Genomic DNA, 19,902 nt, shown 5'->3' with positions numbered 1-19,902 from the left:
CGCACGACTTCGGACGTGCCGACCAGTCCCGGAAGGACCCTCGCAACATGCGCAAGCTCCTCGTTCTCGGTGTCGTGGGCCTCATCGCCCAGCTCATCGACGGTTCCCTGGGCATGGCCTACGGCGTGACCTCCTCGACCCTGCTGCTGGCGGCCGGTGTCGCGCCCGCCGCCGCGTCGGCCGCGGTCCACTTCTCCGAGCTCGGCACCTCGCTCGTGTCCGGCGCCTCGCACCACAAGTTCGGGAACGTCGACTGGCGCACCGTCTCGATCCTGGCGGTGCCGGGCTTCATCGGGGCGTTCCTCGGCGCCACCCTGCTCTCCAACATGGACGCCGCGGTCGCCAAGCCGGTCGTGGCGATCATCCTGCTGAGCCTCGGCTTCTACGTCGTCTACCGTTTCCTGCGCCTCGGTGGTGCCCGCCCGGCCTTCAAGGGGCGCCCGTCCGTGGCCTTCCTCGCCCCCATGGGCCTCGTCGCCGGCACGCTCGACGCCGTCGGCGGCGGCGGATGGGGCCCGGTCGGCACCACGTCGCTGCTCTCCAGCGGCCGCCTCGAGCCGCGCAAGGTCGTCGGCTCCATCGACACCTCGGAGTTCGTCGTGGCCGTCGGCGCCTCGCTCGGCTTCCTCCTCGGCCTCGGGTCTGCCGGGATCAACTGGGGCTACGCCGGCGCGCTGCTCGCCGGCGGCGTGATCGCGGCGCCGATCGCCGCCTGGCTGGTCAAGCACCTCGCCGCCCGTGTGCTCGGCACCGCCGCCGGCGGCCTGATCATCCTGACCAACTCCAAGACGCTGCTCGAGGCGGTCGGCGTCCCCGGTGTCGGCGTCGCCGTCACCGCCGCGGTCGTCTTCGTGCTGTGGATCTCGGCCATCGTGTGGGCCGTCAAGCAGGAGCGCCTGTCCCGCGCCGCCCGGGTCGACGAGCCGGAGCTCGAGACCGCGACGGCCTGACGCAGAGCTCGACGACGTACGCCGTTCCTGCCCCGCGGGAGCGGCGTACGCGCGTGCCGGTGGCCGGGGCGACCAAGAACAGTGTCTCGGCCGACATATCTGACAAACTGGCCATATGCGCGTCTCCGCCAAGGCCGACTACGCCCTCCGGGCCCTGATCGAGATCGCGGTGCGCGCTGACGGGACCGCGGTGAGCGCCGAGCAGCTCGGCAAGGCGCAGTCCATCCCGCACGGCTTCCTCCAGGCCATCCTGGCCGACCTGCGGCGCGCCGACATCGTGGTGTCGCAGCGCGGCCAGTCCGGTGGGTGGCGCTTCGCGCGCAAGCCCGAGTCGGTGACCGTCGCCGACGTGATCCGTGCGGTCGACGGCCCGCTCGTGTCGGTCTACGGCCTGCGTCCCGAGGCGGTCGAGTACGACGAGAGCGCGCAGGTGCTGCAGCACGTGTGGATCGCGGCGCGGCACTCGCTGCGCAACGTCTTCGAGCAGGTCACCATCCAGCAGCTCGCCGACGGCACGCTCCCGCCGGCGGTCGCGGCCCTCACCGAGGACGACGACGCCTGGCAGCCGCACTGACGGACTGCTTCAGGCGGCCGGCCTGCGGTCGAGCAGCCTGCGTCGTCGCGCCACCTTGGCGAGGCGGCGGTCGAGGCGGGCCTCCTCCTCCATGAGGGCGATCCGCGCCACCTGCGCGGCGAGCTGCTCGTCGCTGAGGTGGGCGGGCAGGACGTGGGAGCGGTTCTCGTTCACCAGCGACATCCAGCTCCGCGGCGGCTCGCCGAAGCCGCTCGTCGCCACGAGCACGACCCGGAAGTCCGCGGTGAGGCCGTCGAGCGCCAGCGCGGCCTGCTCCGGCGTCGCGGCGGACCACCCGGGCATGCTCACGAAGCAGTCCGTCCCGGTCTTGCGGGCCCGCCGGCACACCCGTGCCCAGGAGCCCTCGACCTCCTTGCGTCGGAGGCCGGCCGCCTTGTGCGAGCGCAGGATCTCGACCTCGGCGTGCGCGAGGACGTCGGCGCCCGCGTCGGGGACCTGCACGCCGCCGACCTCGAGCGCCTCGGCCATCGAGCCCGTGTCCACCGGGAGGGGGCCGAGGTGCAGGATGAACACTCTCTTCGCCATGGCGCGAGCCTCGTCCGCGCGGCCGAACGCTGCGTGAACACGGCGCCGCGCGAGGCCGAACTCCGCAGGTCGGGGGGGACCCCGCGTGTCCAACCCGACGATCGTCCTCAGAGCCCGTCGACCACGGCGGCCAGCTCTGTGGCGTCCCGCACCTCGTGCGGGGGCCGCGGACCGGTCGGGTCCACGACGTGCCCGGGCCGGGCGAGCCGGACGGCGGTGATGCCGGCCTCGAGCGCACCTCGTACGTCCCTCGCCGAGGCTGCCACGTGGACCAGGCGCGCGGGCGCGACGGCGTCGACCGCTCGCGTGTAGATCTCCGCACTGGGCTTGAAGGCGCCGAGCCGCTGGGAGCTGAGCACGAGGTCGGGGTCGACCAGCGCGTGCGCACGGGTGAGTCGGGCGAGGTCGTCGTCGACGTTGGAGAGCAGCCCGACCCCGGTGACCCGGTCCAGGCCGGCCACCGCGGCCACCCCGGCCGCGACGTCGCGCCACAGCGGCCAGTCGGGGATCGTCTCGTGCAGCCGGGCGAGGTCGCTCGGCGCGAGCGCGGGGTCGAGCCCCAGGTCGGCGTACGCCGCCTCGAGGGCCGTGCGCGAGACCTCGCGGAAGCCGGTCGGCGGGCGCGCCTCGCGCTGGAGCACCTTGTTGTGGCCGTCCCAGGTGTCGTAGGCCGTCTCGCCGGAGAGGTCCCAACCGCGCTCGGCCGCGATCGCGGCGAAGGTTCGCGAGGCGCCGGTGCGGGTGTCGGTCAGGGCGCTGAAGAGGTCGAAGGTGACGATCATGGGCGTCAGCCGACCGGGACCGCGCGCAGCCAGCTGACGAGCGGCCGCAGCGACCGCCAGTCCTCGCGCACCCGGTCGACCAGACCGGCGTCGATCGCGTCGGCCCCGAAGCCGTAGGACCGGCCGACGAAGAGCTGCTTGCGCCGCAGCAGGTGGATGCGCGGGTGGTCGGCGTCGTAGCCGCGGGGTGAGGTCTTCAGCTGCTCGCCGCCGACCTCGAAGCCGTCCTTCTCGAGCTTGCGCAGGAGCCGGTCGAGCGCCTTGCCCGTCTTCTCGTCGGCCATCGCCTCGCGGATCGCCGCCAGGGTGGGGCCGTCGGCGTCGTAGAAGCCGGCGCCGACCCGGGTGCCGCGGGGCGAGATCTCGAAGTACCACCCCGTCCGCGGACCGGCCGCGACGAACGCGCCCTGGTGCGTCTTGTAGGGCGTCTTGTCCTTCGCGAAGCGCACGTCGCGATAGGGCCGGAACACCTTGGCCGGTCCGAACTCCGGCTCCAGCGCCGCCATCAGCGCCTTCATCGGCGTCTCGACGGACTCCTTCCAGACGTGCTTGTGGGACTCCCAGAACGACTTGGTGTTGTCCATCTCGAGGTCGTCGTAGAAGTCGAGCGCAGCGACGGGGAATCCGGTGAAGCTCACGTCAGCCGACGTTAGCCCAGACGTGCTCGTCACCCTGCTCGCCGTACGACGTCAGGGTGAGCACGCCGCCGCCGCAGACCGGCTCACCGAGGAACGCGTTGCCCGTCGACGGCGACTCGTAGGCGACCTGCAGCGCGCGGTCCGGGGTCCAGCGCATCAGCCGGGCCGGCTCGTCGGGGCCCTGCGGGTCGCTCGCGAAGAAGATCGAGTCGCCGCAGGGGACCGCGGTGCCGGTCGTGCCCGGGCCGAGGTCGAAGTAGCCGTCGTCGGCCGACGCGTGGAAGCGGGCCTCCTCCTGGCGTCGCGGCTTCGGCACCTCGGACCACACGACCCCGTCCGCGGTCGCGGCGACGTCCCAGGCGCTGCAGTCCTCCGGTCCCTCGACGGGCTGGGGCACCCCGCTGCCGTCGAGGAGGTTGGCGGTGCGGCAGGCCACCGGGCGGGCGTCGTCGAAGGTCATGATCCCGATGCCGTGCTCGCTGGCGGTGAGGCCGGAGAAGCCGCTGCGCTCCGGGGCGCACCAGCCGTCCTCGCCGTTGCTGTCGGCCAGCGCGGCGGTGGCCAGGCAGTACGCCCCGCCGTCGCCGTACGTCGGGTAGTAGAGGTCGCCGCCGGTGAGGGCCCAGGAGCCACCGCTCGCCGCCGGCGGCGTGGCGACCGTGCCGGTGTCGCCGGTCGCGAGGTCGACGACCGCGACCTCGCTCGGCGCGGTCTCCGTCTTGTCCTGCTTGACCACCACGGCCCAGTCCTCGCTCATCAGGACCTCGGAGATCGTGCGTCCGCCGCCGGCACGGACCGTCGCCGCATCGCCGTCGCGGGCGAGCTCGACCCGCGTGTCGCCCGCGTCGCCGAGGGCCTCCCACTCCGGTCCCTTGACGTAGCGCGTGTCGGGCAGGACGCCGGTGTCCTGCCAGTCGAGCAGCGCGGTCTCCGGCTCCACGACGACCGGGTCGTCGACGGGGCCACCGGTCGGAGCGGCCGGGTCCGCGGACTCGCTCGACGTCGGGTCGGGGCCGGGTGTGGGCTCGTCGGTTCCACCGCAGCCGGTCAGCGCGACCAGCAGCGCCAGCGCGGTCGTCGTACGTCCTCGCACGTCAGACCCCGACGTTGTGCTGGAAGTGGTCGAGGTTGGCGCGGAAGGACCGGTAGGCGTTGCGCCACTGCACGCGGCCGATCGCCGGCTCGCTGGGGTCGAACCTCGACTGGTCCCAGGGCTCGAACCAGCCGAGCTGCGGGTTGCCACCGGGGTTCTGGTCGTAGCCGCGGCCGACCTGGAAGTGACCGCTCGCGTCGTCGTCGAGGTAGGGGTAGTACTGCTTGAGCAGCTGGGGGTGGAGCACGACGGGCGCCTGGTAGTCGTGGATGTGGCGCATCATCAGCCGGTACCACTGCTTGAAGGTGAAGTCGCTGATGTCGAGCACGACGTAGGGACCTGCGTAGGTGTCCTCGTCGTAGTCGGTCTTGTTGTTGACCACGCGCACCATGTCGGTGATCGCGGTGCCGGCGCTGGTCGTGCCGAGCCGGCGGGCCCAGTAGGACTGGTTCTTCCGCTTGCCCTGCGAGCCCCAGCCGATGGCCTGCATCGTCGCCGGGCCGCACCAGTAGGTGGTGTTCTGGGCCTGGGCCACCTTGCTGCTGAGGATCTTGGACCGCTCCGGGTAGGACTCCCCGAAGCCGCCGCGTGCGTCGACGCCCGAGGTGACCTCGGGGTGACGCTCGGCGAAGCCGTCGGGCAGCGGCACGCCTTGGATCTCGTGGCGCAGCATCCAGACCTTGCCGACCGACCGGGCCGCCATCGTCAGCTCGGCGCGCTCGGCCTCGGTGCGCGCGGTCGACGTACGTCCCTGGGCGCGGGCCAGCAGCCCGTCGGCGTCCAGATCGCCGGTGCGCTCGGTGGTGCCTGCCGTCGGCCGGGCCTCGAGCCGCGCGGCGAGGGCCTCCTCCGACTGGTTGGTCCAGCCGAAGCCGAGGCAGTAGCGCTGGCCCTCGAAGGTGGCGCAGCGCACCGACGCCCGCGCGAGCGCCGTACGCCCCTCGGCGCGGTCGAGGTCGGCTCCCGCGGCGAGCACGCGGTCGATCTCGGCGCGCATCGCGGTCGTCAGCTCGCCCCGGCCAGCGGCACGGGGCGTTCCGGTCGTCTCGGCGGTCGGTGCGATCTCGCCGCGATCGTCGTCGTGGCCGCCGTCCGGCAGCAGTGGGACGGCGCCCAGCGTGAGCGCGAGGGCTGCGGCAGCGATGGTCGCCGGGTGGCGCCAGAGCGGGCGCGAGGCGTCCTCGTCGGCGATGCGGTGGGCGACCCTGCGAAGGGTCGGGCGGTGAAGTGCAGGCATGGGGGAAGACCTTCGAACCGAGAAACGACGGACGCCTCACTGTCCTCTCTGGTCCCAGAAGTCGCAAGTCTCACTCCTGCCCCAATGAGGGGATGTGAGCGGTGCGTGAGGCAGGTTTCCGGGCGCCAGAACCTGCGTGGCTCACCGCTCGTACGACGACACGCCGGGGTCGCCTCGTCGGGCGGTGGTGGAGCGACGTTCCGAGCGCCACGGATGTGGGTGGACCACCGCTCGGTGGTGGGGCCGTGTCGGGCTGTGGGGCAAGAGTTGGAGCGGATGACGAGATTCGAACTCGCGACATCGACGGTGGGCAGAGCGTCGCGCTCGGCGCGCTGGGAAGAAATGTGGATGGAGCGGATGACGAGATTCGAACTCGCGACATCGACCTTGGGAAGGTCGCGCTCTACCAGCTGAGCTACATCCGCAGTGCCGACCGCAGACGGCGGGCCAGATGCTACCTGACCGTGGGCCGTACGTCGGACAGGGCGGGATGCTTCGGCGAGACGGCATCGCCGGAGGAGCGCCCGGTGAGCCGGCGGTGGACCCACGGCACGAGGAACTCGCGGGTCCACTGGGCGTTGGCGGCCCAGGTCTCGCGACGGCCGAGGACGGGGAGCGGGCCGACGGTCACGGGGTCCATGCCGTGCTCGACGCCGATCGCCTCGAGGACGGCGTGGGCCATGTGGGTGTGGCCGGAGCTGTTGAGGTGCATCCGGTCGGTGTCCATGACGCCGGCGATCTCGATGTCGCGCATCCGCCACATGTCGACCACGGTGGCCCCGTGCCGGTCGGCGATCTCGCGGACCCACTCGTTGAAGATCGCCATCCGGCCGCGCATCGGCCCGTAGATGCCGCCGGCGCCCGGGTCGAAGATGGTGAACATGACCACGTGGGCCCCGGTGGCCCGCAGCCGCGCGATCGCGTCGTCGTACGTGCGGGCGAGGGTGTCGATGTCGACGCGGGGGCGCAGGACGTCGTTGCCGCCGCCGTGGATGGTGACCAGGTCGGGCTCGAGCGCGACGGCGGCGTCGACCTGCTCGGCGACGATGGCGGCGAGCTTGCGGCCGCGGATGGCGAGGTTGGCGTAGCCGAAGTCGTCGGTCTGCTGGGCGAGCACCTCGGCGACGCGGTCGGCCCAGCCGCGCAGCCCGTTGGGGCGCGTGGGGTCGGGGTCGCCGACGCCCTCGGTGAAGGAGTCGCCCAGGGCGACGTAGCGGTGGAAGGTCACCGATCCATTGTGGCAAGTGGGTCTCGTGACGGGACTTCGTCCCTCCTCGACCAGCGGGCGCGAGCGCTAGGGTCGGCCGCGTGCTGCTCTCCGATCGCGACATCACCGCTGAGATCGACGCCGGCCGGATCGCGCTCGATCCGTGGGACCCGGCGATGATGCAGCCCTCGAGCGTGGACGTACGCCTCGACCGGTTCTTCCGCGTCTTCGAGAACCACCGCTACCCGCACATCGACCCGGCCGCCGACCAGTCCGAGCTCACCCGCGAGGTCGAGCCGGAGGGCGAGGAGCCGTTCATCCTGCACCCGGGCGAGTTCGTCCTCGGCTCGACGTACGAGGTCGTGTCCCTGCCCGACGACATCGCCGCGCGGGTGGAGGGGAAGTCGTCGCTGGGCCGGCTCGGCCTGCTCACCCACGCGACGGCGGGCTTCGTCGACCCCGGCTTCTCCGGCCACGTCACGCTCGAGCTGGCCAACGTCGCGACGCTGCCGATCAAGCTCTACCCCGGGATGAAGATCGGCCAGTTCTGCTTCTTCCGGCTCTCCTCGCCGAGCGAGCACCCCTACGGCTCGGAGAAGTACGGCTCGCGCTACCAGGGCCAGCGCGGGCCCACCCCGAGCCGGTCGTTCCAGGGGTTCCACCGCACGCCCATCTGAGGCTCGCGCGGTCCACATCGCGGATTACGGCACACCCTCGTTGCGTTAATCGGACGGGGTGTGGTTAGGCTTCCCTTAGTTAGTGTCGCCTTACCAAGCCACCCGGAGTCCTGATGAAGCGAAGCCTCGCCGTGCCCACCCCGATCAAGGTCGCCGCGGCCACCGTCCTGGTCGCCGCCCTCGCCGGCTGCAGCACCGGGTCCACCAGCGGGACCGAGGCCGCGGCGGAGCCGACCTCGACCACGTCCGTGGACCCCGACGCCTTCCCGGTCACCATCGAGCACGCGCTCGGCGAGACCACGATCGAGTCCGAGCCGACCCGGGTGGCGACCCTCGGCTGGACCGACCACGACCACGCCCTCGCGCTGGGCGTCGTCCCCGTCGGTGCCACCAAGATCACGTGGGGCGGCAACGAGGGCGGCTCGACCGACTGGTTCGACGCGGCCGTCGAGGAGGCCGGTGCCGAGGCGCCCGTCCGCTACGACGACGCCGACGGTGCGCCGATCGACGAGGTCGCCGAGCTCGCGCCCGACCTGATCCTGGCCACCAACTCCGGCATCACCGACGCGGAGTACGCCAAGCTCTCCAAGATCGCCCCGGTCGTCGCCTACCCCGAGGCGCCGTGGACCACCGACTGGCGGACGTCGCTCGAGATGGTCGGCCAGGCGCTGGGTCGTACGGCGCTCGCCGAGGAGGTCGCGGCCGACACCGAGGCCACCATCGCCGAGGCCGCCGAGGCCAACCCCGAGCTCGAGGGTGCCGAGCTGATCTACGGCTACCTCGCCGCCACCGACCTCTCCACCATCGGCATGTACGCCCCCGAGGACCCGCGCGTGTCGATCCTGCGCGACTTCGGCATGGTCGACGCGCCCGCCGTCGCCGAGGCGATCAAGCCGGGCGAGTTCTACGGCACGGTGTCGGCCGAGCAGGCGGCCGACCTCGACTCCGACGTCTTCGTCACCTGGGTCGACTCGCCCGACAACGTCGAGACCATCGAGGGCGACAAGCTGCTCGGCCAGATCCCCGCGATCGCCGACGGCCGCTGGTACGCCGAGACCGACAAGCAGAACGCGATGGCGTCCACCAACCCCACGCCCCTCTCCATCCCGGTCATCGTGAGCGACTTCCTGCCTCACGTGGTCGAGGCACTCGAGGGCTGATGACCGCCCTCGTCCCGACGCGGGACGACGTCTCCAGGGCTCCGGGGGGAGGCCAGAGGCGTCGTCCCGCCCTGCCGGTCAGCGTCGCGATCTCGGTCGTGGCGCTGGCCGGTGCCGGCGCCCTGTCGCTGCTCGTCGGGGCCCGCGCCCTGCCGCTCGAGGCGGTCTGGGACGCCGCCCACCCGCTGCACCCGGTGGTCGAGGCGCGACTGGACCGCACCGTCCTCGGCCTCGCCGTCGGTGCGGCCCTCGGACTGGCCGGGGCGCTCATGCAGGGGCTGACCCGCAACCCGCTGGCCGACCCCGGCATCCTCGGCGTCAACGCCGGAGCCACCTTCGCGATGGTCGTCGGCATGACGGCGTTCGGGCTGTCCGGGATGGGCGCCTTCCTGCCGCTGGCGTTCCTCGGAGCCGCCGTCGCCGCGGCGGCCGTGCACGGCATCGCGTCGCTGGGTCGCGACGGCGCGACGCCGATGAAGCTCGCCATCACCGGCGCGGCCCTCAGCGCCGGCCTCGCCAGCTGGACCACCGGCCTGCTCCTTGCCGACCGCAAGACGATGGAGAGCTTCCGCTTCTGGCAGGTCGGCACCGTCGCCGGGCGGGGCACCGACGTGCTCCTCGCCGGTCTGCCGTTCCTGGTCCTCGGCGCGCTGCTGGCCCTCGCCGGCGCACGCCTGCTCAACACCCTCGCCCTCGGCGACGACCTGGCCCGCGGGCTCGGTCGCCACACCACCCGCGACCGGCTGGTGATCGCTGTCGCGATCGTCCTGCTCGCCGGCACCGCGACCGCCCTGGCCGGGCCGATCGCCTTCGTCGGCCTCGTCGTGCCCCACGTCGTACGCGCCCTCGTCGGCCCCGACCACCGCCGCCTGCTGCCCTTCTCCATGCTCGGCGGCGCCGTCCTCGTCGTCGTCGCCGACACCGTCGGTCGCGTCGTGCTGCCGCCGTCGGAGGTGCAGGTCGGGATCATGGCCGCCGCCGTCGGCGTCCCCGTCTTCCTCGCCCTGATCCGCCGCACCGGGAGGGCGTTGTGACCGTGACCGTCGACCGGCCTGCCACCACGGAGCCCACCGCGCAGCACGCCCTCGACGTCGTACGACGTGCGCGCCGGGCGCCGCTGCGCCACCACCGACGCCTTCTCACGGGTCTCGTCCTCGCCCTGGTCGGTGCCTTCGCCGCTCGCGTGCTGCTGGGCGACTTCACGGTCACCGTCCCCGACTTCGTGCGCATCCTGGGTGGCGAGCAGATCCCCGGCGCCACCTACATCGTGATGGAGTCCAAGCTCCCGCGTGCCGTCCTGGCCGTGCTCGTCGGCGTGGCCTTCGGCGTCGGCGGCGCCATCTTCCAGACCACGCTGCGCAACCCCCTCGCCAGCCCCGACATCGTCGGCGTCAGCCTCGGCGCGAGCGCCGCCGCCATCTCCGCCATCGCCCTGGCTGGCTGGACCGGCTGGCCGGTCTCCGCCGCCGCGATCCTGGGAGCCCTCGCCGTCGCCCTCACCGTGCGGGCCGTCGCCGGCGACCACGGCGGCTTCCGCCTCGTCCTGGCCGGCATCGGCCTCGCCGCCGCCATGCAGTCGGTCATCCAGTACGTCTTCACCCGCGTCGACGAGTACGACGTCCAGCTGGTGCTGCGCTGGCTGACCGGCAGCGTCAACGGGGTCGCGTGGCAGGCGATCGGGCTGCTGGCCCTCGCGCTGGCCGTGCTGCTGCCCGCGACGGCATGGGCCGCGCGCTCGCTGCGCGCGACCGAGCTCGGTGACGACGCCGCCGCCGGCCTCGGGGTCGGGCGCGGCCGCACCGACCTGCTCATGCTCCTCGGCGTCCTGCTGGTCGCCGTCGGCGTCGCCGCCGCCGGCCCCGTGGCGTTCGTGGCGTTCCTGTCGGGGCCGATCGCGCGGGCCCTCAACCGGGGTCGTACGACGCTCCCCGCCGCCGGCCTCGTCGGCGCGGTGATCGTGCTGGCGGGCGACTACGCCGGCGCCTACGCCTTCGCCGACCTCAACCTGCCCGTGGGCGTCGTCACCGGCGCCTTCGGCGCACCGTTCCTGCTCTGGCTGCTCGCCCGCGGCCCCCTCACCGGACACCGTCGAAGGAGAGCGGCATGACCGCGCCCGCCACCACCCTCACCGCCGACACCCCCGCCCGGCTGGAGGCGAGCGGCCTGACGCTCGGCTACACCGACACGGCCGTCGTCCGCGACCTCCACCTGCAGGTCCCGCACGGGCGGATCACCGTCATCGTCGGCGCCAACGCGTGCGGCAAGTCGACCCTGCTGCGCGGCCTCGCCCGGCTGCTCCGCCCGCGGTCGGGGTCGGTGCTCCTCGACGGGGAGGCCATCCACCGGCTCCCCACCAAGCAGGTCGCCCGCACGCTCGGGCTGCTGCCGCAGAACCCCGTCGCCCCCGAGGGGGTGACCGTCGCGGACCTGGTCGGTCGCGGCCGCCACCCGCACCACGGCCCCTTCGGTCGCTGGACCCACGCCGACGACGAGGCGGTCGCCGAGGCGCTGACCCTCACCGACACCCTCGACCTCGCCGACCGGGTCGTCGACGAGCTCTCCGGCGGCCAGCGCCAGCGGGTGTGGATCGCGATGGCGCTCGCGCAGGGCACCGACCTGCTGCTGCTCGACGAGCCCACGACCTACCTCGACGTCGCCCACCAGGTCGAGATGCTCGACCTGCTCGCCGAGCTCAACGCCCGCCGCGGCACCACGATCGTGATGGTGCTGCACGACCTCAACCTGTCGGCCCGCTACGCCGACCACCTCGTCGCGCTGCACACCGGGCGGATCGTCGCGGAGGGCAGTCCCCGCGAGGTCGTGACCGAGGACGTCGTACGCACCGTGTTCGGCCTCGACAACCGGGTGATCGACGACCCGGTCTCGCACACCCCGCTCGTCGTACCGGTCGGGCGCCACCAGCCCGGCCGCACCCGTCCGTCCGCCCCCTCCAGCCAGGAGACCCGATGACCGTGACCGCCAGCTCGAACCGCGCTGTCCTGCCCATGCTCTTCACCGAGGTCGAGGTGGTCGCGGTCGAGCGGCTGTCGCCGACCTTCGTCCGGGTCGAGCTCGGCAGCGCCGCCCTCGCCGACTTCGGTGTCGACGGCCCGCGCTGGGACCAGCGGATCAAGCTGATCCTCCCCGACCCCGAGACGGGCGGCATCACCTCCACCGAGGACGCCGACGGCACCTGGTTCGCGACGTGGCTGGAGCGTCCGGCGGCCGAGCGCGGCCACATGCGCACCTACACGGTCCGCGACGTCCGCGGCTCCGGTGCGCAGACCACCCTGGTCGTCGACATGGTGCTCCACCTCGAGGGCGACCTGGTCGGCCCCGGCTCGCTCTGGGCGTCGCGCGCCAGCGTCGGTGACCGCATCGCGCTGCTCGCCCCGCGGCGCGGCTTCCCCTACGGCGGCATCGAGTTCACGCCCGGTCCGGGTGCGGAGCTGCTGCTCGTGGGCGACGAGACGGCCGTGCCGGCCGTCTGCACGGTGCTCGAGCAGCTGCCGGACGACGCCACCGGGACGGCGTTCCTCGAGGTCCCGCTCGCTGCCGACGTCCAGGACGTACGCCGTCCGGCGGGCGTCCGGGTCGTGTGGCTGGCCCGCGAGGGTGCCGACCTCGGCACGGGTCTGCACGACGCCGTGGTGGCCCACCTCGATCCGGGCTCCTCCGGCGTGGCCGGCGCCGAGGTCCAGGTGGCCCCCGACGAGGTGGACCCCGACCTGTGGGAGACGCCGTTCTACTCCTCCTCGGGCGAGGACGTCCCCGGCGACGTGGCGGGCGTGGGCGGCACCTACGCCTGGATCGCCGGCGAGTCGAAGGTCGTCACCGGCCTGCGCCGCCACCTGGTCAAGGAGCTCGGCTTCGACCGCAGCCAGGTCGCCTTCATGGGCTACTGGCGGCGCGGCGTGGCGATGAAGTCCTGACCGGCAGCGGCCGGGGTCAGCCAGCGCTCAGCGGCGCTTGGTGCGGGGTGCGCGCGGGGAGTAGCGCACGCGCTCGGCGATGCGGTGACGTGCGATCAGCTCGATGTCGGTGAACGAGTCGTGCATGGCGGTGCTCCTTCCTTCTCGTCGGTCGGTGAGGTCGGGTGTCAGCTGTGGTGGAGGGTGACGTCTCCGGACGCCGTGGTCGCGCGCACCTCGAGGTAGGGCTGGTCGGGTGCCGGCTCGCCCGTGCTCGGGAGCGTCGAGCTGAGCCGGCCGCTCACGGTGCGGACGTCGGTCCACACCGGCGTACCGGGCACCACCCCGATGCTCACGTCGCCGCTGGCGGTCTTGGCCGTGACCCGGCCCGAGGCGACCTCGCCGATGACCAGGTCGCCCGAGCCGGTGTTGACCACGGCCTCGCCGCCCATCGACAGGACGTGCGTGTCGCCCGAGCCCGTCTTGACCGCGAGCTCGGCGCGGGCCGACTCGACTCGGACGTCGCCGCTGCCCGTCGTGACGACCAGCGCCGACTCGGCTCGCCGGACGAGGACGTCGCCCGAGCCGGACTTGAGGCGCGTCTCGCCGAGGACGTGGTGGGCGACCAGGTCGCCGGAGCCGGTCTGGACGAGGACGTCGCCCTCGACGACGTCGAGCGAGACGTCACCCGAGCCGCTGTCGACCCGGACGTCGCCGAACCGGCCGTGGGTGCGGACGTCGCTGCTGCCGACCTTGGCCTGCAGCCCGCTGGCGACGGGGACCTCGACCACGATCTCCGCGTGCGGGTCCCTGCCGAGGAGGCCACCGCCCCGCCGGGGGGCGATGATCGCGATCCGGTCGCCGAGGTCGCGCACGTCGAACTCCTCGGCGCGCTCGCCGGTGATGCGGATGGTGGTCTCGGTGGTGTCGGTGGCGGTGACGTCGACACGACCGCGACCGTTCTCGACGTAGAGGTCGATCGGTTCGGGGGTGTCGAAGGTGAGGTCGAGCTGGTGGCTCATCGGGTCTCCTGAGGGTGTGCTCGTCCGACGGGCCGGCGGTGCCGGTCCGGTGGGCGATGAGGTGGCGGGGCTCGGGCCCCGGGATCAGGTGGTCAGGTGGTCAGGTGGTCAGGTGGTCAGAGCCAGCCGGTCATCCGGCGGTTGCCCTGGCCCTGCTTGCGGTTGCCTGCGAACGGGTCGTAGCCCACGAAGGGGACGCTGCTGAGGTCGATGTCGACGTTGATGGCATGCTCGCTGGTCGCGCTGCGCACGACGTTGACCATCCAGGTGTTGAGGCTCTGCCCGGCGGCGGCGGCCTTCTCCTCGGCCTTGGCCTTGACCGCCTCCGGGATCCGGAGCGTGATGCGGGCCAGGTCGCCGGCCTCCTCCTCCGGGGGCGCCGGGGGAGCGGGCGGCGGGGGAGGCGTGGGCAGGGCCGTCGGCGGGGCGACCTCGACGACGAAGTCGAGCTCGCGGCCCACGAGCCGCACGTCCACGCTGCCGTCGGGCAGCTCGGCGGTGATCTCGGCCGCGGCGTGGGAGATGGCCTCCATGAGCGCGAGCCGGGCGCTCGGGTCCAGGGCGTACGCCAGGCGCTCGGCGGCCTGCTTCAGCTCCTCGCCCCCCGCCTCGGACGCGGCGACCAGGTCGCGGCGCAGGCTGTCGACGTACGGGGTGATGTCCATGCGCACCACTCTGACATCACGGTGATGTCATGTCAACGCCTTGGTGATGTCAACTGACATCGTCGTGACGTCAGTCGTGACGGGCGAACCGCCCGGACGTCATACGAACCCGCACCGATGGGTGCGTGTCGAGTCTCAGGACATCGGTAACGGGATATGTCTCAGGACATCGGTAACACCTGATCGGTTCTCGTCCATGCTGGGCGATGGCCAGAGATGGGGTTCCGGTGGGACCAGAGGTGGCTGCGTTGGTGGCCAGGGCTGTCGGTGGTGAGCGGTTCGACGTGAGGGCGGAGTGCGCCCGGATCGGTGTGTCGACCAAGACGTTCTACAAGTACCGCAAGCGGTTCAGCGATGAGGGCGTCGAGGGGTTCTACCCGCGTTCACGACGCCCGTTGACGTCGCCGACGAGGGTCAGCGCGGCGGTCGAGGACGTGGTCGTGGAGGCTCGCAAGGACCTCGATGGTGAGGGCTGGGATGCCGGGGCGGAGCAGATCGCGTTCTGGATCGGCGAGCATCTCGAGCGGTGGCCGGCCGGTGAGCCGGTGCCGAGCCGGGCCACGATTAACCGGGTCCTGGATCGTCGGGGCCAGGTGGTGCGCGTCCCGCAGCGTCGACCTCGTTCCTCGCGGCACCGCTTCGAGGCCGTCCAGCCCAACCACCTGTGGCAGATGGATGGCTTCGACTACACCCTGCACGACGGGCGGGTGGTGTGTGTCTTGCAGATCATCGATGACTGCTCCCGTTTCGACCTCGCATTGCGGGCTGCGGTGAGCGAGAACGCCGCCGATGTCTGGACCGCGGTGCTGTGGGCCAGCTCCCGCTACGCGCTGCCGGCCCGGTTCCTCACCGACAACGGCACAGCATTCTCCGGCGCACGCCGAGGCTGGATCGCTGCGCTGGAGGAGAATCTCCGCGCCCTGGGGGTCGCGCCGTGCACCAGCTCGATCGCCCACCCCCAGACCTGCGGGAAGAACGAACGGGCCCACGCCACGGTGCTCAAGTGGCTGCGAAAACGACCCCCTGCCAGCTCGTTGGAGGAGCTCCAGACGCTGCTCGACCGCTACCGCGAGCACTACAACCATCGTCGCCGCAAGACCCACCTCAACGGCCTTACCCCAGCCGAGCGCTACGCCCTCGGCCCCAAGGACGGCCCGGGAGATGGCCCCACCCCGTGGCCGGTCAAGATCCTCACCGCCAAGGTCAGCTCGAGCGGCTGCATCGGCATCGACGGCCACCTCTTCAGCGTCGGCCGGCGCCACAGCGGCGAGCACGTCACCGTGATCCGACAACACCGCCACGTCGTCGTCCTACGAGGCAACGAGCTCCTCGCCGAGGTCACCCTCAGCGGCACACGCGGCTACCAAAGACGCCACGCCCGCACCGCGTAGTGTCACCGATGTCCTGAGACATATGTGTCACCGATGTCCTGAGACATCACACGCACCGATGGGTGCGGGTTCGTATGACGCTGAGGCCGGGTCAGAGGTCGAAGAGCGAGCCGGATCCGCTGATGTCGGCGTCCGTCCGCGGCGTGTGGGCCGGGCCGTCGGAGGCGGGCCTGGGCTCGTCGTCCGTCGACGCGGGTACGTCGCCCGCGTCCGCCGGCGCGTCGGCTGCCGGCTCGCGGTCGGCGTCGTCCGCATCGAGCACGGTCTCCGGGTCCTCCGCGGGCTCGGGCTCGGGCTCGGCCGGCTCGGGATCGGCCGGCACGGGCGCGTCGTCGGCGTCGCGGAACAGGGCCGCCTGGCTCAGGTCCGACCCGCTCGGGGGTGTCGACGGGGACTCGGCCTGCGGCTCGGGGTCCGGCTCGGGCGTCGTCTCCGACGGAGCTGCCGTTTCGGGCTCGGCGACGGTCTCGGTCGGTGTGCTGGGAGCTGAGTCGCTGGGAGACTCAACGTTCGCTGCGGGCTCGCCCGCCGCCGGCTGGGTCGCGGGCGCCTCGAGGTCGAACAGCGACCCCAGGCTCGACAGGTCGACGTCCGTCGCAGGCGTCGACGCCGTAGCGCTCGCGGGCGCCGACTCGGCAGCCGCCGGTGTCGCCTCGGGCGCCGGCTCAACGGGCGCCTCGCCGGCCTGCTCAGGAGCCGCCTCGGCCGGCTCACTGGCCGCTGAGTCTCCAGGAGACTCACGGTCCACTGGGCGCTCGCTGGCGGGCTCGGGGGCGGGCTCGGGAGTTGCCGGCTCGGGGGCCGGGAGGTCGAAGAGCGACCCCAGGCCCGAGAGGTCGGCGTCGGTGGTGGGCGTGGACGCCGCGCCACCGGCGGACGGTGCGTCAGCGACCGGTTCGGGCGCGACCTCCGCCTTCGGCTCGGGGGCCGGCTCGGCGTCGGCCGCAGGCTGGTCGGCCACCGGCTCGGGGGCCGCGATGTCGAAGAGCGAGCCTCCGGCGCCCAGGTCGGCGGTCGGTGCGGGAGCGGGCTTCTCCTCGACGGCGGCGGGCTCGGCCGTGGCGGTCGGCGGGGCCTCGGCAGCTGCCGGCTCCGGCTCGGGAGTGCCGAGGTCGAAGAGCGAGCCACCGGAGCCGAGGTCCGTCGTCGGCTGGGCCGCGGGCTTCTCGTCGGCAGGCGCCTCGGCGGGGGCCGCCGTGGGCGCCTCGTCCTTCGGCGCCTCCGGCTCCGGGGCCGGGGTGTCGAACAGCGACCCCCCGGAGAAGGCCTCGGCCGGCTTCTCCTGGGCCTTGTCGTCCGCCTTGGCCGCCGGCGCCTCCGCAGGCGCCTGGGTGTCGAACAGCGATCCGGAGGAGGCTGGCTCTGCGGCAGGAGCCGACTCTGCGGGGGCCGGGGTGTCGAAGAGCGACGAGCCGCCGGACGCCTTGGCGGCGGGACCGACGTCGGCGGTCTCGGTCACGGTGTCGTCGGTGACGGTGACGTCTCCCGCCTCAGGCTCGTCCTTGGTCGCGACGTCGGTGGCGGAAGCGGCAGAGGCGGCGGACGCGGCAGCGGCAGCGGGTGCAGCTGCGGGCGCCGAGCCCGGGGCGGCCTTGGTCGCCTGCTCGCCCTTGACCGAGGCGAGCAGCATCTGCGCGACGTCGAGGACCTCGACCTCCTCGCGGGCCTCGCCGGACGCCTGCTGCGAGGTCAGCCCGTCGGAGAGCATCACGCGGCAGAAGGGGCAGCCCACGGCGATCTGGTCCGCGCCGGTGCCGACGGCCTCCCTGGTGCGGTTCATGTTGATCCGCTCGCCGAGGTTCTCCTCCATCCACATGCGCGCGCCACCGGCGCCGCAGCAGAAGGACCGCTCGGAGTTGCGCTCCATCTCGATGACCTCGGCGCCGGGCAGCACCTGGAGCAGCTCGCGCGGCGGCGAGTAGACCTCGTTGTGGCGACCGAGGTAGCACGGGTCGTGGTAGGTGATCGAGCGCTTCGCGGCGCCCGCGCCGTCCTTGACCGGCGTCAGCCTCCCCTCACGGACGAGGCGGTTGAGCAGCTGGGTGTGGTGCACGACCTCGAGCTCGATGCCGAAGTCCTTGTACTCGTTCTTCAGCGTGTTGAAGCAGTGGGCGCAGGTCGAGACGACCTTCTTGACCTTGTACTCCTTGAAGGTCTCCACGTTCTGCTGCGCGAGGCCCTGGAAGACGAACTCGTTGCCGGCGCGCCGGGCCGGGTCGCCGGTGCAGGTCTCGCCGTTGCCGAGCACGCCGAAGGAGATGCCGGCCATGTCGAGCAGCTCGGCGACCGCCCGCGTGGTCTTCTTCGCGCGGTCCTCGTACGCCCCTGCGCACCCGACCCAGAACAGCCAGTCGACCGACTCGAGGGACTCCAGGTCCTCCCCGACGACCGGCACCTCGAAGTCGAGGCCCTTGGCCCAGTCCATCCGAGCAGTGCTCGACATGTTCCAGGGGTTGCCCTTGTTCTCCAGGCCCTTGAACAGCTGGTTGAGCTCGGCCGGGAAGTTGGACTCCACCAGCAGCTGGTAGCGGCGCATGTCCATGATGTGGTCGACGTGCTCGATGTCGACGGGGCACTGCTGGACGCAGGCGCCGCACGAGGTGCAGCTCCAGAGCACGTCCTCGTCGATGACGAAGTCGCCGTCCGCGGGGTTGTAGAAGTAGTCGAGGACGTCGGTGCCCGCTCCGGCGGTCTCGCCCTTGGAGCCGACGCCGACCAGCTCGCGCTGGGCGTGGGCTGCGTCGCCGTCGTGCTTGGCGTACGCGTGGTCGCGCAGGCTGGTGATCAGGAGCTTGGGGGAGAGGGGCTTCTCGGTGTTCCACGCGGGGCACTGCGACTGGCAGCGGCCGCACTCGGTGCAGGTGGTGAAGTCGAGGATGCCCTTCCACGAGAAGTCCTCGACCTTGCCCACGCCGAGCACCGAGTCCTCGTCGAGGTCGTCGATGTCGTCGAGGGTGATCGCCTTGCCGTCCGAGGTCAGCGGCTTCATCGCGCCGAGGGCGGTGGTGCCGTCGGCCTCGCGCTTGAACCAGATGTTGAACCACGCGGTGAAGCGGTGCCACGCGATGCCCATGGTGATGTTGCGGGCGATCACCATCAGCCAGATCATCGCCAGCGCGATCTTGAAGGTCGCGATCACGTAGATGAGGTTCTCGAGCGACGTGACGGAGCTCGGGTAGAGCACGTCGCCGAGCCACGACGAGAACGGGTAGTGGGCGCGGCCGGCCTCCTCGTCGAGCCGCCACTCCGCGGCGCGGACGAAGAGGATCGCGGACCCCTCGAGCAGCGCGAGCGCCTCGACGAAGTAGGCCTGCCAGAAGGTGGAGCCGAAGAACCGGCTCCGGCGGCCCTCGCTGCGCGGGTGGTGCGTCTGCCGGTAGACGATCAGGAAGACGATGCCGATCGTGCTCAGTGCCCCGATGACCTCCATGAGCCACTCGAAGGGGTACCAGTGGCCGATGATCGGGTACGCGAAGTCGGGCTTGAACAGCTGGAAGTACGCGGCCAGCACGGCCGTGCTGAGGAGCAGGAACCCCATGTAGACGAACCAGTGCATGATGCCGACCCAGTGCCACTGCAGCATCCGGGTGTGGAGGAACGTCTCCTTGAGCATCGTCGCGGTGCGACCGGTCGGGTTGTCGTTGCGGCCCGGCGCCGGCTGGCTCGCGCGGATCACGCCCAGCATGCGCCGTACGGCCGGGACGAGCATGGCGACGGCGGCGACGGTCAGTGCGAACGAGACGACGATCGCGAACATCTGCATGAAGGGCTGCTCCTCGGTAGGGGCGTACAGAGCCGCAGCCTAGGTCCGCCGAACACGCCGACGGCAGGGCTCTGCGGCGTGAGATGGATCCTACCCGCAGGTAACTTGAAGTTCCGAGGTGCGGGCGATCAGTTCCCGATCGCGATGTTCTCGACCCCGATCTCGCGGGCGGGCAACGTGTGGGATACCCGCGAGCTGCTGAGCGCCGGCCGGCGCATGCAGCAGCGTTGACGCCACGGCCCCTTCTCCTGGCTGCTCGTCGAAGGATCCCCCCACGTTGGTCGAA

General features: G+C 72.2%; 18 protein-coding genes and 1 tRNA gene. 9 read left to right on the top strand and 10 right to left on the bottom strand.

Features of this window, described 5'->3' with window-relative positions; genetic code table 11:
- The first annotated feature begins 47 nt into the window (after positions 1-47).
- Both Q1B24_RS17980 and Q1B24_RS17975 read left to right on the top strand, forming a co-directional pair.
- Positions 48-950 carry a sulfite exporter TauE/SafE family protein gene (locus Q1B24_RS17980; RefSeq protein ID WP_299931388.1) on the top strand — a complete coding sequence of 301 codons (903 nt, stop codon included), beginning with the start codon at positions 48-50 and terminating at the stop codon, positions 948-950.
- A 115-nt stretch (positions 951-1,065) separates the two neighbouring features.
- Complete coding sequence (locus Q1B24_RS17975; RefSeq protein WP_299931387.1) at positions 1,066-1,524, top strand: Rrf2 family transcriptional regulator; 459 nt, start codon at positions 1,066-1,068, stop codon at positions 1,522-1,524.
- A gap of 9 nt (positions 1,525-1,533) precedes the next feature.
- On the opposite strand, the gene Q1B24_RS17970 is transcribed toward Q1B24_RS17975, so the two are convergent.
- The 7 genes from Q1B24_RS17970 to Q1B24_RS17940 all read right to left on the bottom strand — a co-directional run bounded on the left by Q1B24_RS17970 (position 1,534) and on the right by Q1B24_RS17940 (position 7,048).
- Positions 1,534-2,070, bottom strand: a complete 537-nt coding sequence (locus tag Q1B24_RS17970; RefSeq protein ID WP_299931386.1) for a hypothetical protein — start codon at positions 2,068-2,070, stop codon at positions 1,534-1,536.
- Positions 2,071-2,177: 107 nt separating this feature from the next.
- Entirely contained in the window at positions 2,178-2,852 is a 675-nt protein-coding gene (locus Q1B24_RS17965) for an HAD family hydrolase (RefSeq protein WP_299931385.1), read from the bottom strand.
- Between the two features lie 5 nt (positions 2,853-2,857).
- On the bottom strand, positions 2,858-3,490 hold the full coding sequence (locus tag Q1B24_RS17960) for a DUF2461 domain-containing protein (protein WP_299931384.1): 633 nt from the start codon (positions 3,488-3,490) through the stop codon (positions 2,858-2,860).
- Position 3,491: 1 nt separating this feature from the next.
- Complete coding sequence (locus Q1B24_RS17955; protein WP_299931383.1) at positions 3,492-4,583, bottom strand: hypothetical protein; 1,092 nt, start codon at positions 4,581-4,583, stop codon at positions 3,492-3,494.
- Between the two features lies 1 nt (position 4,584).
- The gene (locus Q1B24_RS17950; RefSeq protein ID WP_299931382.1) at positions 4,585-5,820 is read right to left on the bottom strand and encodes a C39 family peptidase; all 1,236 of its coding nucleotides are present in this window, start codon (positions 5,818-5,820) and stop codon (positions 4,585-4,587) included.
- Between the two features lie 349 nt (positions 5,821-6,169).
- Positions 6,170-6,245 (bottom strand) — tRNA-Gly (locus Q1B24_RS17945).
- Positions 6,246-6,274: 29 nt separating this feature from the next.
- Positions 6,275-7,048 (bottom strand): SGNH/GDSL hydrolase family protein, encoded by a 774-nt coding sequence (locus Q1B24_RS17940; protein ID WP_299931381.1) that lies wholly within the window; start codon positions 7,046-7,048, stop codon positions 6,275-6,277.
- Positions 7,049-7,128: 80 nt separating this feature from the next.
- On the opposite strand from Q1B24_RS17940, the gene dcd reads away from it, so the two are divergent.
- The 6 genes from dcd to Q1B24_RS17910 all read left to right on the top strand — a co-directional run bounded on the left by dcd (position 7,129) and on the right by Q1B24_RS17910 (position 12,796).
- Complete coding sequence (gene dcd, locus Q1B24_RS17935) at positions 7,129-7,704, top strand: dCTP deaminase (RefSeq protein WP_299931380.1); 576 nt, start codon at positions 7,129-7,131, stop codon at positions 7,702-7,704.
- Between the two features lie 113 nt (positions 7,705-7,817).
- Positions 7,818-8,864, top strand: a complete 1,047-nt coding sequence (locus tag Q1B24_RS17930) for an ABC transporter substrate-binding protein (protein WP_299931379.1) — start codon at positions 7,818-7,820, stop codon at positions 8,862-8,864.
- Positions 8,864-9,898, top strand: a complete 1,035-nt coding sequence (locus tag Q1B24_RS17925; protein ID WP_299931378.1) for an iron ABC transporter permease — start codon at positions 8,864-8,866, stop codon at positions 9,896-9,898. The genes Q1B24_RS17930 and Q1B24_RS17925 overlap by 1 nt, the downstream gene beginning before the upstream one ends.
- A complete protein-coding gene (locus tag Q1B24_RS17920; RefSeq protein ID WP_299931377.1) occupies positions 9,895-10,971 on the top strand; it encodes an iron ABC transporter permease in 1,077 nt (358 codons plus the stop codon). Before Q1B24_RS17925 ends, Q1B24_RS17920 begins: the two co-directional genes overlap by 4 nt.
- Positions 10,968-11,834, top strand: coding sequence for an ABC transporter ATP-binding protein (locus tag Q1B24_RS17915; RefSeq protein WP_299931376.1), 867 nt, complete (start codon positions 10,968-10,970; stop codon positions 11,832-11,834). Before Q1B24_RS17920 ends, Q1B24_RS17915 begins: the two co-directional genes overlap by 4 nt.
- On the top strand, positions 11,831-12,796 hold the full coding sequence (locus Q1B24_RS17910) for a siderophore-interacting protein (protein WP_299931375.1): 966 nt from the start codon (positions 11,831-11,833) through the stop codon (positions 12,794-12,796). Before Q1B24_RS17915 ends, Q1B24_RS17910 begins: the two co-directional genes overlap by 4 nt.
- A 167-nt stretch (positions 12,797-12,963) precedes the next feature.
- Here the strand turns inward: Q1B24_RS17910 and Q1B24_RS17905 are convergent, their stop codons facing one another.
- Together Q1B24_RS17905 and Q1B24_RS17900 are read right to left on the bottom strand one after the other, a co-directional pair.
- Entirely contained in the window at positions 12,964-13,797 is an 834-nt protein-coding gene (locus Q1B24_RS17905) for a DUF4097 family beta strand repeat-containing protein (RefSeq protein ID WP_299931374.1), read from the bottom strand.
- Between the two features lie 116 nt (positions 13,798-13,913).
- A complete protein-coding gene (locus tag Q1B24_RS17900) occupies positions 13,914-14,462 on the bottom strand; it encodes a toxin-antitoxin system HicB family antitoxin (RefSeq protein ID WP_299931373.1) in 549 nt (182 codons plus the stop codon).
- Positions 14,463-14,668: 206 nt separating this feature from the next.
- Here Q1B24_RS17900 and Q1B24_RS17895 point away from each other — a divergent pair, with 206 nt between their 5' ends.
- A complete protein-coding gene (locus Q1B24_RS17895) occupies positions 14,669-15,853 on the top strand; it encodes an IS481 family transposase (RefSeq protein ID WP_299931372.1) in 1,185 nt (394 codons plus the stop codon).
- 91 nt (positions 15,854-15,944) lie between these two features.
- Here Q1B24_RS17895 and Q1B24_RS17890 read toward each other — a convergent pair whose 3' ends face one another.
- Positions 15,945-19,616 carry a heterodisulfide reductase-related iron-sulfur binding cluster gene (locus Q1B24_RS17890; RefSeq protein ID WP_299931371.1) on the bottom strand — a complete coding sequence of 1,224 codons (3,672 nt, stop codon included), beginning with the start codon at positions 19,614-19,616 and terminating at the stop codon, positions 15,945-15,947.
- Positions 19,617-19,902 lie beyond the last annotated feature (286 nt).

The sequence above is a fragment of the uncultured Nocardioides sp. genome, assembly GCF_947488025.1.
Classification (GTDB): domain Bacteria; phylum Actinomycetota; class Actinomycetes; order Propionibacteriales; family Nocardioidaceae; genus Nocardioides.
Note: the sequence above shows the minus strand (reverse complement) of the source record. Positions and strands in the feature narration are given on the sequence as shown.